This is a genomic window from Streptomyces sp. NPDC104096, assembly GCF_055584385.1.
The window spans coordinates 235,477-249,708 of sequence record NZ_JBVJMD010000006.1 but is presented as its reverse complement, the minus strand read 5'-3'; the positions used below and the strand labels follow the sequence as shown (position 1 = coordinate 249,708).

Sequence of the window (14,232 nt, the reverse complement as noted above, 5' to 3'; positions counted from 1 at the left end):
TGGAGCCCTACGACGGGTCCACCTCAGGCCCTGCCGACCGGCGATCCGCGCAGGCGCCGTGGCCGAGGGCGTCGGGGTCGCGGGAGGGAAAGTCCGACTCCCCGTAGAGGCCGGTCTCCTCACGTCCCACGGACAGGCCGCCCCTGTCCTGCCGGCCGATGACGGTGTAGACGGAGCCGTCCCCGCCCGACTGGAAGACCTCCAGTTCGGCGCGGCCGTCGTGGTCGGTGTCGATGGCCCGTGCTTCGTACACGAAGGACGACGACCACATGCGGATGGTGCCGGTCCGGCCGCTTCTCAGGTCGCGGGCGAGAGGCCCGTAACGCACCTCGTGCACCACCATGTTGTCCTGCGGTACGTCGCCGTTGTTCTCCTGGCTGTAGAAGACGGCCAGGTCGAGGTAACCGTCGCCGTCGAAGTCGCCGAAGGCTCCCCGCGTCTTCATGTCCCACCTCCATAAACTCCGCAGCATCGGCCAGAACCCGAGGGCGTCGTCGACTTCGGCGACGGTCCGGTGACCGTCTCCCCGGAAAGCCACCGAACCGGTGCTCGCGTTGATCTCGTCCAGGTGTCCGTCCGCGTCCACGTCGGCGCGCAGGGTGGAGCCGTCGGCGGCGCAGATGGCCATGGGGGCGTGATCGCCGGGTACGGGTTCGATGGCCTGCTGAAGCCACATACCACCGGCGATCACGACAAGAGCGGTGGCGAACTGCTGGCGGCGTGTCCGCGGTCGCAGCAGCGACGCGAGCACACCCCCTGACGTGGCTCGCTTCGGGACAGGGGATATCGGCATCCCAGGAACCTACTAAGACCGTGTCCTACGTGGTGAGGCGTCGTTGGTCTGGTCATGGGTCGGGGTACGTGGAGTTGGATTGTTCCGGACGGGCTGTGGGAGATCGCGAAGCCGCTGATCCCACCCTCAAGAGTGCGTCCGCAGGGCGGCGGAACGCAGGACACACCTGATGAGACGCTGTTCGCGGCGATCATCCACGTCCTGGTCAGCGGGTGCGCCTGACGTCAACTGCCGTCCTGTTTCGGCATATCGAAGTCGACGGCTCACCGCCGCTTCCTGATCTGGTCGAGAGCCGGTGTCTGGGGCCGTCTCCATGAGGCCGTGCTGCACCAGCTTGACGACGCCGGCCTCATCGACGTCACCCGCGTCGTCCTCGACACCGCCCACGTCCGCGCTAAAAAAGGGGCGAACACACAGGTCCGAGCCCCGTGGACCGCGGCAAGCCGGGTTCCAGGATGCACGTCCTGTCGGACGCGAACGGACTGCCCCTCCTCGTCGGCATCTCGGCCGGCAACACGCACGACAGCGAAGAGCTGGAGCCCATGGTCGAGGGTTACCAAACGAACAACGTAAGGAGACACGACCCTGATCGCGGCCGGTACTTCAAGCCCCAACGCCTACACGCGGACAAGGCCTACGACCGAGCCGACCTGCGCAGATGGCTCCGGTGGAAGCGAATCGGAGTACGCATCGCCCGCAAAGGCATCGAATCCAGCGAACGATTAGGGCGCCGCCGCTGGGTCATCGAGCGGACGATGTCCTGGCTCTCCGGCTACCGACGCCTGAGCCCTCGCTACGAACGCAATCCCCGTAACTACCTGGCCTTTCTCGGCCTCGCCGCCGCTCTCTGCTGCTACAAGCGACTCGTCCGCCTCACCACGTAGGACACAGTCTAAAGCCGCTCATGTGCGATGCCGGACCATGTGCAGCTCGCCCGGCCGCGCGGCAACCGGGTCAACTCGCCGGGCTGGTCAGGACGCAGTTCGGATAATCGTTGTCCGGATCGCCGACGGCGACCCATAGCTTCAGGACCTTGCCTTGCCTCAAGGCGGCGTAGGAGTCGGGCCGCCGCTCAACCCATTCGGGGTGATAGGCGTCGATGGGGTGATCGGCGTCGAAGGACACAGCGACGAAGCTTTGCTTCTTGTTGGAGCCTTGCTCCCAGGTGCCTGTTCCGGACCAGGTCAAACCCTCGTACCAGCTGACGGCGACGCAGACTTTGTCGGCGATGAACGTCCCGTCCTGCTTCAGCGTGAGGGTGCCGCCGTCGGCATCGGTCCACGTGGTCGCAAGTTCGGCTGGTTTCAGCACGGCCGGTTCACCCTCGGGCGGCGGCATGACCGTCAACCTGCCGCAGGCCGTGAGAGCAAGGGTCAAGGCGAGCAAGATCAGCGCAGTACGACAGCAACGCAACACACTCCACCCCTAACCGTTCCGCAGGTCACGTGCGCGACCGATGGGATCAAGAACTCGTGCCGTACCCTGGCACAGATTTTGAACGCGTTCAAGTCTCGGTCGTCGGCGGTCACTCTTCGCGAGGCGTGAGGCGGTATGGCAGCGAAGTGCCGTAACAACAGCGGCCGATCGCGGTCGGGCCGCAAATAGCCCATGGATCACCTTCTTCGCGAACCGCTTCCTGGCCCGGCGCACGCGACGGTCCATGCCATCACCACTTGACGCGACGGGCGCCGCAATAGGTCGCTGACCACCCAGGGCAGAGAACAGCTGCCCGCCGCTACACCACACCAAGGGACATGACCATCGAGTGCCTGTCCTGCGGTCAGATCGATCGCCCCTCCCCGAACACACGGTTAGATCATTCACGGAATCGCGGCCAGAGCCGATGTCAAGAAGCGCCGTCACCGATGGGTGACTTCGGTGGTCCGGGGGCGGGTGCGCCCGGCAGGTTGCGGGTGCTCTGCGACGGGGCTGACGGGAGCAGAGGCGACGGTGGCCTTCGTGCCCCTGGCGCCGGGGCTGTGTCAGTGGTGGGTGACACGATCTGGTCATGAGCGGCAAATCTTTCAACTGGGAAGCCTTTTTGGGGCGTTGGCAGGCGGAGTGGGTGCCGCGTGCGGGCGAGGACGGGGAGGGGGACGGCGGGCGGAGCGCCGTACTCCTGGGCGGCCCCGGGGCGGACGAAGCGGCGCTTGCCGCGGCGGAGGAGCGGCTGGGGCGGCGGCTGCCGCCTTCGTACCGTGAGTTCCTGGCGGTGAGCGACGGGTGGCACGTGGACCAGACGGCCGCGATCTATCAGCTCGGCGGCGTCGCTGACATCGACTGGTTCCGGGATCCGCACGGCATGGCCGCGGTGTACCAGGAGGGTCTGGGCGATGATCCGCGGGAGGAGGAGGTGCTGCTGGCGGGGATGTGGAAGCGGGCGCTGCGGCTGGAGACGGACTCGGACATGTCGTATGCCCTGCTCGACCCGGGTGACTGTGACGGGGACGGTGAGTGGGCGCTGTATGTGTACAAGGGCTGGAGCGGCGAGCTGCCGGACCGGTATCCGTCGTTTCGTGCCTATATGGAGGCCATGTACCGCAGCTTCCACGGTGACCGGGTGGCGCGGCCCGATTTCGTGAACGCGACCACCCGCGCCCAGGACGCCCGGGTGGACCGGGCCCGTCTGCTGGCACTGCGCGGACGGTACGAAGAGGCCCTGCCTCTGTTGGAGGAGGCGCGGTCTTTCGGGCGGCCGCGCAGTGCCGTGCTGCTGAACCAGTTCCGCCATCTGCTGGATCCGCGCGGCCCCCGGGACTACGGCAGCCTGGTGGCGGAGCCCGGCTGTCTGGCAGAGGTCCTGCCCGTGCAGGCCATGACGCAGGCGGGTGACCACCGTCGGCGCCGTCCCGGGGACGAGGACAGTCGCTGGCTTGCGATGATGGCCGCCCGCGGGGTGGACCGGAGGACGGCCGAGGACACGCTGGGCGCGATGCGGGAGGGTACCCACCGCTACGCGCCGCCCGGGCCGTGGGGGAGGGCGGTCGTCGAGGCCCGGGAACTGGCCCGCTGGGGTTCGACGGACGCCGCGTGGCAGTTGCTGCGCGACGCGCTGCCGTTGTGGCAGCCCCCCGGTCCCTTGCTGATCGCGCCGGTCGGCCTGCTCGCCGACCCGTTTCTGGGAGCGCTGGTCACATCGGAGCGTGGCCGGGAGATCCTCGCGACGCCGCGGGCCGGGCAGACGGGCTCCGCGTTCGAGCCGGTGCCCGATCTCGACCCGCCGGGCCTTGACTGGCTGACCGAGCCCCCGGCGAACGGCCAGCGCCGCGAGGGCTACCGCTGCGTCTGGACCGAAGGAGCCGACCCCGCCCGCCTACCCGCCCTGATCGGCGAGGAGGGTGCGGAACTGGGCCCGCCCGCGGACATGCGCATGGCGTCCTGGGAGGCGTTCACGGCCCGTGAGCGCGAGGGCGTGCAGCCCTGGGAGGACCGGGCAGTGGTTGCCGTCGGCCGCACTGCCTCAGGGTGGGCCTTCGCCTTCGACGGCCACTGCAGTCGCCAGTTGGGCAGCCGGTTCGTCTCTCCCGCCGCGTCGGCCTCGGTCTCCGGCCGGGCGGTAGTGGTCTGGCGTGACAGACCGAGCCCGTTCCCCGGCGGCGGCCCGGCGGCGTTCCACCTTTCGGTGGCCGAACACGGCGGGGAACTCTACGCATTCACCGTACGGGGAACCGAGATCCAGCGCTCCGGCACGATTCCCGAAGCCCTCGACCCAACCCGGTTGTTCCGTCCGGACGAGCCCGAAGGCGACGGCGAGCTGCGCGCACTGCAGGCTCTGCACACCGAACTCGGCCTCGGTCTGCCCCGTTTCGCGCTCACCCAGGGCAGGCTCCACACCTTCACCACCCGGTCGTGGGCCCGGGCACCCCGCACGGGCGAGGCGTTCGCCTACCTTCAATTCGTGCGGCACAAGGGATGAACGCGGGCGGGCCCGCCCCGGGGAACGGGGCGGGCCTCCACTGAGACAGGGGCTTCCTGGTCGGAAGCGCCAGGCCGTGGGCGCCGTCGACCGTCGGGCTGATGACGTCGTCGGCGGCGTTCTCCACGAGTTGGTCGAGGGTGGTGTCCAGGGCGTGGGTGAGGGTGACGAGCTGGTCCAGGGCGAGGCGGCGCTGTCCGGTCTCGATGCGCTCTGTGAGGACTGGCTGAGGCTGGTGTGGGCGGTCAGATCTTTCCGGCATCAGTCCTGAGCGACGCGCAGTGCGCGGATCCGTTTGCGTACGGGGCTGTCCAGCGCCCCGTCTTCTTGCGCCATGGGCAACTTCGTATGCCGTTGCTGCAACATGGGTTTAACGTCGCATTCAGCCGGCCCGGCACGGGGGCCAAGCGTGACGAAAGGGCGCGACATGTCTGCGCAGGCTTCCCGCCACGGGAGCGACACCCTGCCCGCCGCGACGGGGGACGTGGTGGTGATCGGCGCGGCGCCGCGGGCCTGAACGGCGCGTCGATCCTCGTACGCTCGCGCCGCTCGGTCGTCGTGATCGACAGCGGCACCCCGCGCGAGGTGGGCGCGTCCGCCGCGGCCGGCGTCCTGGCCGGACCCGGCATCAACGCTTCTCCGACCGCCGCCGACACGGTCCTCGCCGCCGCCCAGGCCGCGAACACCCCCGTGTGACCCTCGGCTGATCTGCGTGGACCGCAGCCTGCGGTCCGCGTGACGAGCCCTTGTTCCACCCCTCTGTGGCGACCGGCTCTGTCCCGGCGCTGATTCTGCATGCCCTTTTTTGAGAGGAAAACATGAGTAGCAACCAGCCTCCCCGGGCGACCGTCGCGCCAGTGAGCGGGGCGGGTACGCCGGATGCGCGTCAGCTGCGCGCGATCCTGACCACTGCGTCGATCGCGCTGATGGCCGTCATCGCATCGGTGTCCGGCCTGAACGTCGCCCAGACCCACATGGCCGTCGAGTGGGGCGCCTCACAGACCACGGTCCTGTGGATCATCAATGTCTACACCCTTGCCCTGGCCGCCCTGCTGCTGCCGCTCGGTGCGATCGGTGACCGCTGGGGCCGCAAGCCCATGCTGATCAGCGGACTGATCGTCTTCGGCGCGGCCGGCGTCGTCGCCGGGCTCGCCCCGTCGGCCGCAGTGATGATCGGCGCCCGGGTGGCCGCGGGAATCGGCGCCGCGATGATCATGCCGATCACGCTGGCCGTCATCACCTCCACGTTCCCCGAGGAGGAACGGGGCAAGGCGATCGGCGTATGGACCGGCGTCGCCGGAGGCGGCGGCATCCTGGGCATGTTCCTCTCCGCGGTCCTGGTGGACGTCGCGGACTGGCGGTGGCTGTTCGTGCTGCCCGTCGTCCTGGTCGCCGTCGCGCTGGCCATGACCCTGAAGTCGGTGCCCAATTCCCGCGAACGCGCCACCCATTCCTTCGACACCGTCGGAGCAGCGGTATCCACCATCGCCGTGATCGGACTCATCTTCGTCCTGCAGGAAGGCCCCGTGCGGGGCTGGACCGACCCCGTCTCCCTGATCAGCCTGGCCGTCGGCGTCGTCGCCGCCATCGCCTTCGTGGCCTGGGAGCTGCACCGCCGTGACGCATCCCTGCTGGACGTACGCCTCTTCCGTGAGCGCGGCCTGGCCGGCGGCTCGATCACGCTGCTCGTCGTCTTCGGCGTCCAGGCCGGCATCGCCGTCGTCCTCTTCCCGTTCTTCCAGGCCGTGCTGGGCTGGTCGGGCCTGCTGTCCACCGTGGCGATGCTGCCCATGGCCATCATGATGATGGCGACGTCCGGCCTGGCCCCCAAGACGGCCGCCAAGATCGGCGCCCGCCCCACCATGACCGCGGGCATCGCCCTGGCCACCCTCGGCCTCGCGCTGATGGCGTTGTTCGTCTCCGTCGACGGCGGCTACCTGTCCGTTCTTCCCGGCATGCTCGCCATGGGCATCGGCATGGGCCTGTCGATGACGCCCTCCACCGAGGCCATCACCAGCTCCCTGCCCCGCGCCAAGCAGGGCGTTGCCTCCGCCCTCAACGACGTCACCCGCGAGTTCGGCACCGCCCTGGGCGTCGCGATGCTCGGCGCCCTCCTGGCCAACGGCTACCGCAACGCCATCGACGACAAGCTCGGCGGCATCCCCCCGAGGGCCGCGGACACCGCGCGCGAAGGCATCGCCAACGCCGTCGAGGCGGCCCCGAACACCGGCACCCACGCCCAGGCCCTGATCCACACCGCGCAGCAGTCCTTCGTCGACGGCTGGCAGCAGGCCATGTGGGCGGGCGTCGCCGTCATGGGCGTGCTGCTCGTCTACGTCGCTCTTCGCGGACCGAAGGGCTCGGACCTCGCCATCTCGGACGCGGTGGAGACCGCGGAGGCCGTCGTCGTCCGATAGCCGCGTGGCAACTGGGCGGATCACCCGTCAGGCGTGAGGCATCGCGATACGGCGATGCCTCACGCCGCAGCTCAGCAGGGCACGTTCCCCGCGGAGCACTCGCTCGACCAGCCCGAGCCCCCGAGGCAGGGCGGCACTCGTCGCCCCGTCCGTGCGCCGGGTGCCGCAGATCCCGGAGGGGCCTGTCGGCGCCAAGAGTGCGGTGATCGCAGGACAGTTCGGGGTCCGGCACCTCACTCGCGCGGAAGGCGGCCTTGCGGCCCTGTACTCCAGTCGCACATCATGAGGTCGTTGATCGATCGTCGTGCTGCGCGATCCGGCGTGCGGACGCCGCGGCGGGCACGGCAGTGATCCGTGCGCTGCCGGGTACTTGGGCCAGGTCCGATGGGAGTCAGGGTGGGGGCATCGCAGGCCGGACCGGTCGCGGCTGTGCCGCTGGTCCGGACGATGCGCCGGCACATCGACCTGTGCCGGACCCACGCCGCGCTCTGTCGCTGACCGTGCCTTCCGGCTTCTCGCCGACAGCCCCGTAGTGCACTCGTGACGTCCGGCCGGGCCTGATCCCGCATATCCGGGTGTTCACCCATCCCTGAAAGCGCCCTTCCGGACAGCCCGGATGTCCGCGCATGCCACCTCCGGCATGCCACTCCTCGGCATGCCGTCCGCAGCGATGAGAATGGACGAGTAGTGAGCGCGAAGCAGCCCAGAACACTCAAGACCGTGACCGGAGCCGGTGGCACGTCGGAGACGTACGACCTGGCGATCGACCCGACCCGATCCACTTTGGACACCGCCGTGCGGGTGGCGAAGCTCGCCGAGGCGGCACGGTTCGACGCGCTGTTCACCGCCGATCTGCTCAGGTTCGACGCCCAGGGGGCGATCGGCTCGCAGGAGCCGCTGGTCTTCGTCTCGGCGCTGAGCCAGGTGACCTCGCGGATCGGTCTGATCGCGACGGTGTCGAGCACCTTCCATCACCCGTTCAACCTGGCCCGGCTCTTCGCCACCCTCGATCACGTCAGCAACGGGCGGGCCGCCTGGAACCTGGTGACCTCCTCGGTCGGCGAGGAGAACTTCGGCGCCGGTGAACTGCCCAGCCCTGAGGAGCGTTACGCGCGCGCCGCGGAGACACTGGACGTGGTCAACGCGCTGTGGGACAGCTGGGAACCCGGCGCGCTGACGGTCGGTGCGGACGGCAAGGCGGTGCTGCACCGCGACCGGGTGCACCCGATCCACCACTCCGGCCGGTTCTTCACCGTGACGGGTCCGCTGAACATCCCGCCGCTGCCGCAACGGCGCCCGGTGCAGATACAGGCCGGTCAGTCCGCGGCGGGGACCGCGCTGGGCGCCCGGTACGCGGAGATCGTGTTCACGTCGCTGCCCACCCTCGACCACGCGCTGGACTTCACCCGGAAGATCCGCGACCAGGCCCGCAGCCTGGGACGGGCCGACGGACTGCCGCTGATCTTCAGCTCGCTCCACGCCACGTACGGCGCCACCGAGGCGGAGGCGAAGCGGCTCGTACGCGAGAAGCGGGAGTCGATCGACTTCGAACGCGGCCGTGCCCAGCTGGCCGACATGCTCGGCGGCGGAGTCGACCTGTCGGAGCTCCCGCTCGACGCGGCGCTGCCGGAGAGCCTGCTGCCCGACGTGGCGTCGGTGAACCGCCGTCGCGGCCGCGTCGACATCTTCACCGGCTACGCGCGGCAGGGCCACACGCTCCGGGAGCTCATCATCGCGGCGCAGGACACCGGGCACTGGGCCGTCGCCGGGACCCCCGAGCAACTCGCCGACGCCGTCGAGGAACGTTTCCACGCAGGCGTTCTGGACGTGATCTCGCTGGGCGGTCTCGGTCACCCGCGCGAGCACGACTTCCTCGTCGACGGCCTCCTGCACGAGCTGCGCAAGCGGAAGATCGTCGCCGCCGACTACACCGGCACCACGCTCCGCGAGAACCTCGGACTCGAACTGCCGGCGCGCGATGAAGCACCTCTCCGGGTCTGACCCGCGCTGAGAGCCGAGCGGGCTGCCGCCCCCGCGTCCGGGACCGGTGAGGTCCCGGACGCGGGACGTGTGTGCGTGCTTCCCCAACCACCCCGCCCAGTCGGTTCATCGGAACCGCGGCATCGGCCCCGTGACGGTGGGCTTCCCGGCGGCGGTCGCCTGCGAACGGGACTGCTGGGCGGAAAAGGCCGACGTCGGAGGCTGCAACCTCGCCTGCGCCACCACGCGAACTCGCCATCGAGGAGCGTGAATCAGCCGGAACGTGACAGCTTCTATAGTTTTCCTATCGGATTACTAGGGAAAGTGTTGACGGTGGTCGAAGAGGAGAGTGAGGATGATGAAGCCGACGCACCGCTGCACCCCCACGCCGCCTCTCCGGGCACCGCGTCGTCCTCGGCCCCCTGAAGGAAGACGCCATGACCACAGCACTGAGCTGGAGCGACAGCCGCAGCCGCATGAAGCGGGCGAGGACGTCCCGGTGAAGGCGGACGAGGTGACCGACGCGGAAACCGGACAGGTCGACTGGCTGCACATTGCCCGCGAGATCGCGGACGACCTGGCCACGGACGCGGCCGAGCGCGAACAGGCCGCCAAGGCACCGCTCGACGAGGTGGCGCGGCTGCGAGAGTCGGGACTGCTGACACTGGCGGCACCGGCCGATCTCGGGGGAGGCGGTGCGGACTGGCGCACGGCCTACGAGGTCATCCGGACCGTCGCCGCGGCCGACGGCGCCATCGGCCACCTGCTGGGCAACCACTACTTCCTGTCCGGCAGCGCCAGGTTCTTCGGCGACCGCACCCGTACTGCCCGCATCGAGCGGGAGTCGACAGCGGGGCAGTGGTGCTGGGGAGGCGGCATCGCCTCATATGAACCACCACTCATCCTGACCCCCACCCCGGGCGGCTATCTGCTCAACGGCTACCAGAGGTATGCCACCGGAGTCGGGGTCGCCGACCGGCTGGTGGTCCGTGCCGCCAAGTACGGCACCGGTGAGCCATGGGCCGTCCTGGTCGACCCCGCCCGGCCGGGCGTCGTGGGCGGCAGCGGCGGGGACGCCTTCGGCCAGCGGCTGGCGGCCGGCGGCGGCGTGGAGTTCGATTCCGTTCTGGTCGCGGCCGACGATGTGCTGGGCACGCTCTCGCCGGACGAGGGCGTCCTGTCACCCTTCGCCTCTCTGGCCGCGCCGACCGCGCGTCTGGTCTCCGTCCAGTTCTGTCTGGGCGTGGCAGAGGGACTGCTGGCCGAGGTCCGCGAGTGCGGAAGGGGTATGAGGTCCTCCTGGCAGCCGCTCTCGCCCGAGCCCTGGCCGGACAGCCCGCCGCAAGATCCGCACGCCCTGACCGTGTACGGCGAGCTCACCGTCGTCGCACGTGCCGCGTCCGCCCTCGCCGAGCAGGCGGTCGATGCCCTGGTGCGCGGCCTGGTGCAAGGCGAGGATCTCGACTTCGAGGAGTGCGCGGAGATCGCCGTCCTCGCGAGCGTGGCCGAGTCGGCCGCCTCCCGGGCCGCGCAGGAGATCACCACGCGTGCCCTGGACGTGATCGGCGCCGACGCCGCCTCCGCGCGGCACGGCCTGGACCGCTTCTGGCGCAACGCCCGGACACACACCCTGCGCGAGCCGGTCGCCCACAGACTGCGCGAGGTGGGCGACTACTTCCTCAACGGCGCGCACCCGCCCTTCGCCCTTCCGGCCTGACCAGGGGCGACCGGTGCGGGGGCCGGTACGACAGTGAGGGATAATGGCGGCATGCGGATCTCGGCGCGGGCGGACTATGCGGTGCGGGCGGCACTGGAGCTGGCCGCGGCAGGGAGCGAGGCCTCGGTCAAGGCCGAGGCGATCGCTGCGGCGCAGGGCATCCCGCACAAATTCCTTGAGGGCATCCTCGGCGACCTGCGCCGGGGCGGCCTCGTGGTCAGCCAGCGGGGCGGCAACGGCGGCTACCGGCTCGCCCGCCCGGCGGAGTCGATCGCCATCGCCGACGTCATCCGCGTCGCGGACGGCCCCCTGGTCTCGGTGCGGGGGGTGCGCCCGCCCGAGCTCTCCTACAGCGGTCCCGCGGAGTCGCTGCTGCCGCTGTGGATCGCCGCGCGCGCCAACGTCCGCAAGATCCTCGGCGAGGTCACCCTCGCCCACGTGGCCACGGCCAAGCTGCCCGCCGAGGTCCTGAGCCTCGCGGAGGACCCCGAGGCCTGGACCAATCCCTGACCGGCGTCCGGTGGGGGGAACGAGCAAGAACTACGACGGCCGACGAGGCGGAGTCACGCCCGGTCCGAAGTGGCACGTGACGTCCCGCAGGATGCCTTACCGGCCGTACGGCAGGTCTCGGTCACAGTGTGCGTACCGCATAGGCCCTGACGTCCGCGTCCGAGTCCGTCGTCGCGGTGGCCAGGGCCGCCCGGGCGTCCTCGACGGCACGGTGCCGGGTCAGGGCCAGTACGGCGGCCTTGCGGACGTCGGCGTTCGGGTCGGCGAGGGTCTTGGCGAGGGCCGGGACGGCCAGGTCGGGGTCCGCGGCGGACAGAGCCGTGGCGGCGCCGGCCCGGACCTGCCAGGCCGGGTCCGACAGGGCGGACTCGGCGCGGGTGGCCAGGGCGGGCGGGCAGCCCGTCGTGCCCAGAGACTCGTAGGCCGCCCCCCGCACCAGGGCGTCGGGATCGTCGACGAGCGCGGCGAGGGCCGAGCGGGCCGTGTCGGTGCGTGTGTCCATGGTGGCCAGGGCCTTGGCGATCGTGACGCGGACCTCGCGGGACGGATCGACGGCCGCTGCGCGGGCCACCTCTGCAAAGGCGTCGACCGACACCAGCGCGCGCACGGCCGCGATGCGTACGGCGATGTCGGAATCCGGCAGGGAGTGCGCGAACAGCTCGGCGTCACCGAGCCGCAGGGCACGCAGCACGTCCAGTGCGACGGCGCGGACGGCGGGGTCGGCCGCGGACAGGGCGACGGCGAGGCCGTCGCGCAGGGCCGGTTCCGGCGCCAGCGTCTCGACCAGTTCGCGCAGTGAGGCGACCGCGGCGGCGCGGACGCCGGCGTCGGTATCGGCGAGCGCCGAAGCCAGTGCCGGTCCGGTGCCCGGTGGCACGGTCTCCGTCAGGACCGTGACGGCCGTCCGGCGCACGCTGGAGTCCGGGTCCGTCAAGTAGGCGGCCAGCATGGCGAGATCGGGCTCGTCCTCGGCGAGAGCGAGGAGTTCGAGCAGGCGCGGTGTGGCGTGCGCGTCCGCGTCGGCCCGGGGGCGGCCGACCGGGTCGGCCGCGGTGGGTTCCTGCCGCAACGCCACCGGCGCCGCTTCCCGGGCCCCTGCCGTCGCCACCTGTTCGGGGTGGACCTCGCCCAGGTGCCGGGAGGGGCCGCCGGCCGGGGTGAAGCCGTCGACCGGGACCAGGTAGGCAGCCACAGGGCGGGCGGTGAACTCCATGGTGCCGGAAGGGGACTTGCGCAGATCGAGGTGGTGGAACCAGGACGCGTCGTCACGCCGGGGGTGGTCGATGCGGTCGTGGTAGAGGCCCCAGCGGGACTCGGTGCGGGCCAGGGAGGCGCGTGCGGCCATCTCCGCGCAGTCGCGGATGAAGGTGACCTCGGCGCAGCGCATGAGTTCGTGCGGGGTGCGCGCGCCCATTGCGGCGATGTCGTCCCGCATCCGCTCGAAGGCTTCCAGGGCGAGGGAGAGACGGGCGCCGGACTTCGGCGGGGCGACGTAGTCGTTGACGAAGCGGCGCAGCTTGTACTCGACCTGGGGCTGCGGTGGACCGTCCGGGTTGCGCAGCGGGCGGTAGATCAGCTCGTGCGCCTCGCGCAGCTGGCCGTCGTCCAACTCGCCCTCGTAGGCCTGGTACTGGGACGCGTCCGCTCCGGCCAGGTCGCCGAAGACGAACGCGCCGATCATGTAGTTGTGCGGCACGCAGGCCAGGTCACCGGCGGCGTACAGGCGCGGGACGGTCGTACGGGCGTGGTCGTCGACCCGTACGCCCGAGGCCGAGTGGCCGCCGCACAGGCCGATTTCCGAGATGTGCATCTCGACGTCGTGGGTGCGGTAGTCATGGCCCCGACCGGCATGGAAGGTGCCTCGCGTCGGGCGCTCGGTCGAGTGGAGGATCGATTCCAGGGCCGAGACCGACTCTTCTGGAAGGTGGCTCAGCTTCAGGTAGACCGGGCCCCGGTCGCTGGCGATCTCGGCTGCGAACTCGGCCATCATCCGACCGGACCAGTAGTCGGAGTCGACGAAGCGCTCGCCGTGCCGGTTGACCTGGTAGCCGCCGAAGGGGTTGGCGACGTAGGCGCAGGCGGGGCCGTTGTAGTCCTTGATCAGCGGGTTGATCTGGAAGCACTCGATGCCGGTGAGTTCGGCGCCCGCGTGGTAGGCCATGGCGTAGCCGTCGCCCGCGTTGGTGGGGTTCTCGTAGGTGCCGTAGAGGTAGCCGGAGGCGGGCAGGCCGAGCCGGCCGCAGGCGCCGGTCGCCAGGATCACGGCGCCCGCGCGCACCACCACGAACGCGCCCGTGCGTGTGTTGAAGCCGACCGCCCCCACCGCCCGCCGGCCCTCGCCCTCGCCCGCCGTCAGCACCCGCACCGGCATCACCCGGTTCTCGATGCGGATCCGCTCGCGCATCTCGCGCCGTCGCAACTGCCGGTACAGGACCTTCTTGACGTCCTTGCCCTCCGGCATCGGCAGCACGTAGGAGCCGGAGCGGTGGACCTGGCGCACGGCGTACTCGCCGTGCTCGTCCTTCTCGAACTTCACGCCGTACGACTCCAGCCGCTGCACCATGGCGAAGCCGCGGGTGGCGGTCTGGCGGACGGTGGACTGGTCGACGATGCCGTCGTTGGCGCGGGTGATCTCGGCGACGTAGTCGTCGGGTTCGGCGCGGCCGGGGATGACGGCGTTGTTGACGCCGTCCATGCCCATCGCGAGGGCGCCGGAGTGACGTACGTGCGCCTTCTCCAGCAGCAGGACGTCCGCGCCGTGCTCGGCGGCGGTCAGGGCCGCCATGGTGCCGGCGGTGCCGCCGCCGATGACGAGGACGTCGCAGGTCAGTTCCTCGGCGTCGGCGAGGGCGGGGACCGGGAGGGTCTGGGAGGGGGTGTTCGCGCGAGGGTTCACCGG

At 70.6% G+C, this 14,232-nt stretch carries 9 protein-coding genes and 2 pseudogenes; 7 read left to right on the top strand and 4 right to left on the bottom strand.

Features of this window, described 5'->3' with window-relative positions:
* Positions 1-7: 7 nt before the first annotated feature.
* Positions 8-793 (bottom strand): FG-GAP repeat domain-containing protein, encoded by a 786-nt coding sequence (locus ACZ60B_RS10080; protein ID WP_469385530.1) that lies wholly within the window; start codon positions 791-793, stop codon positions 8-10.
* 54 nt (positions 794-847) lie between these two features.
* Here ACZ60B_RS10080 and ACZ60B_RS10075 point away from each other — a divergent pair.
* Positions 848-1,677, top strand: a pseudogene (locus ACZ60B_RS10075) (IS5 family transposase).
* Between the two features lie 70 nt (positions 1,678-1,747).
* Here the strand turns inward: ACZ60B_RS10075 and ACZ60B_RS10070 are convergent.
* Positions 1,748-2,170, bottom strand: coding sequence for a hypothetical protein (locus ACZ60B_RS10070; RefSeq protein ID WP_469385529.1), 423 nt, complete (start codon positions 2,168-2,170; stop codon positions 1,748-1,750).
* A 631-nt stretch (positions 2,171-2,801) separates the two neighbouring features.
* Here ACZ60B_RS10070 and ACZ60B_RS10065 point away from each other — a divergent pair.
* Positions 2,802-4,709: an SMI1/KNR4 family protein gene (locus tag ACZ60B_RS10065; RefSeq protein WP_469385528.1), complete on the top strand. Its 1,908-nt coding sequence runs from the start codon at positions 2,802-2,804 to the stop codon at positions 4,707-4,709.
* 70 nt (positions 4,710-4,779) lie between these two features.
* Here ACZ60B_RS10065 and ACZ60B_RS10060 read toward each other — a convergent pair.
* A pseudogene (locus ACZ60B_RS10060) lies at positions 4,780-5,045 on the bottom strand (helix-turn-helix domain-containing protein); the annotation flags it as partial.
* Positions 5,046-5,267: 222 nt separating this feature from the next.
* Between ACZ60B_RS10060 and ACZ60B_RS10055 the strand changes: the two are divergent.
* The 5 genes from ACZ60B_RS10055 (at position 5,268) to ACZ60B_RS10035 (ending at position 11,333) form a co-directional block, all read left to right on the top strand.
* Positions 5,268-5,405 (top strand): hypothetical protein, encoded by a 138-nt coding sequence (locus ACZ60B_RS10055; RefSeq protein WP_469385527.1) that lies wholly within the window; start codon positions 5,268-5,270, stop codon positions 5,403-5,405.
* Between the two features lie 122 nt (positions 5,406-5,527).
* Positions 5,528-7,126: an MFS transporter gene (locus ACZ60B_RS10050; protein ID WP_469385526.1), complete on the top strand. Its 1,599-nt coding sequence runs from the start codon at positions 5,528-5,530 to the stop codon at positions 7,124-7,126.
* A gap of 720 nt (positions 7,127-7,846) precedes the next feature.
* On the top strand, positions 7,847-9,127 hold the full coding sequence (locus tag ACZ60B_RS10045; RefSeq protein ID WP_469385525.1) for an NtaA/DmoA family FMN-dependent monooxygenase: 1,281 nt from the start codon (positions 7,847-7,849) through the stop codon (positions 9,125-9,127).
* Positions 9,128-9,620: 493 nt separating this feature from the next.
* Positions 9,621-10,823: an acyl-CoA dehydrogenase family protein gene (locus ACZ60B_RS10040; RefSeq protein WP_469385524.1), complete on the top strand. Its 1,203-nt coding sequence runs from the start codon at positions 9,621-9,623 to the stop codon at positions 10,821-10,823.
* Positions 10,824-10,874: 51 nt separating this feature from the next.
* Positions 10,875-11,333 (top strand): RrF2 family transcriptional regulator, encoded by a 459-nt coding sequence (locus ACZ60B_RS10035; RefSeq protein WP_469385523.1) that lies wholly within the window; start codon positions 10,875-10,877, stop codon positions 11,331-11,333.
* A 121-nt stretch (positions 11,334-11,454) separates the two neighbouring features.
* On the opposite strand, the gene ACZ60B_RS10030 is transcribed toward ACZ60B_RS10035, so the two are convergent.
* Positions 11,455-14,229: a fumarate reductase/succinate dehydrogenase flavoprotein subunit gene (locus ACZ60B_RS10030; protein ID WP_469385522.1), complete on the bottom strand. Its 2,775-nt coding sequence runs from the start codon at positions 14,227-14,229 to the stop codon at positions 11,455-11,457.
* Positions 14,230-14,232 lie beyond the last annotated feature (3 nt).

Coding starts and splice junctions, on each gene's coding strand:
- ACZ60B_RS10080 (WP_469385530.1), bottom strand. CDS start 793: ATGCCGATATCCCCTGTCCCGAAGCGAGCCACGTCAGGGGGTGTGCTC.
- ACZ60B_RS10065 (WP_469385528.1), top strand. CDS start 2,802: ATGAGCGGCAAATCTTTCAACTGGGAAGCCTTTTTGGGGCGTTGGCAG.
- ACZ60B_RS10050 (WP_469385526.1), top strand. CDS start 5,528: ATGAGTAGCAACCAGCCTCCCCGGGCGACCGTCGCGCCAGTGAGCGGG.
- ACZ60B_RS10035 (WP_469385523.1), top strand. CDS start 10,875: ATGCGGATCTCGGCGCGGGCGGACTATGCGGTGCGGGCGGCACTGGAG.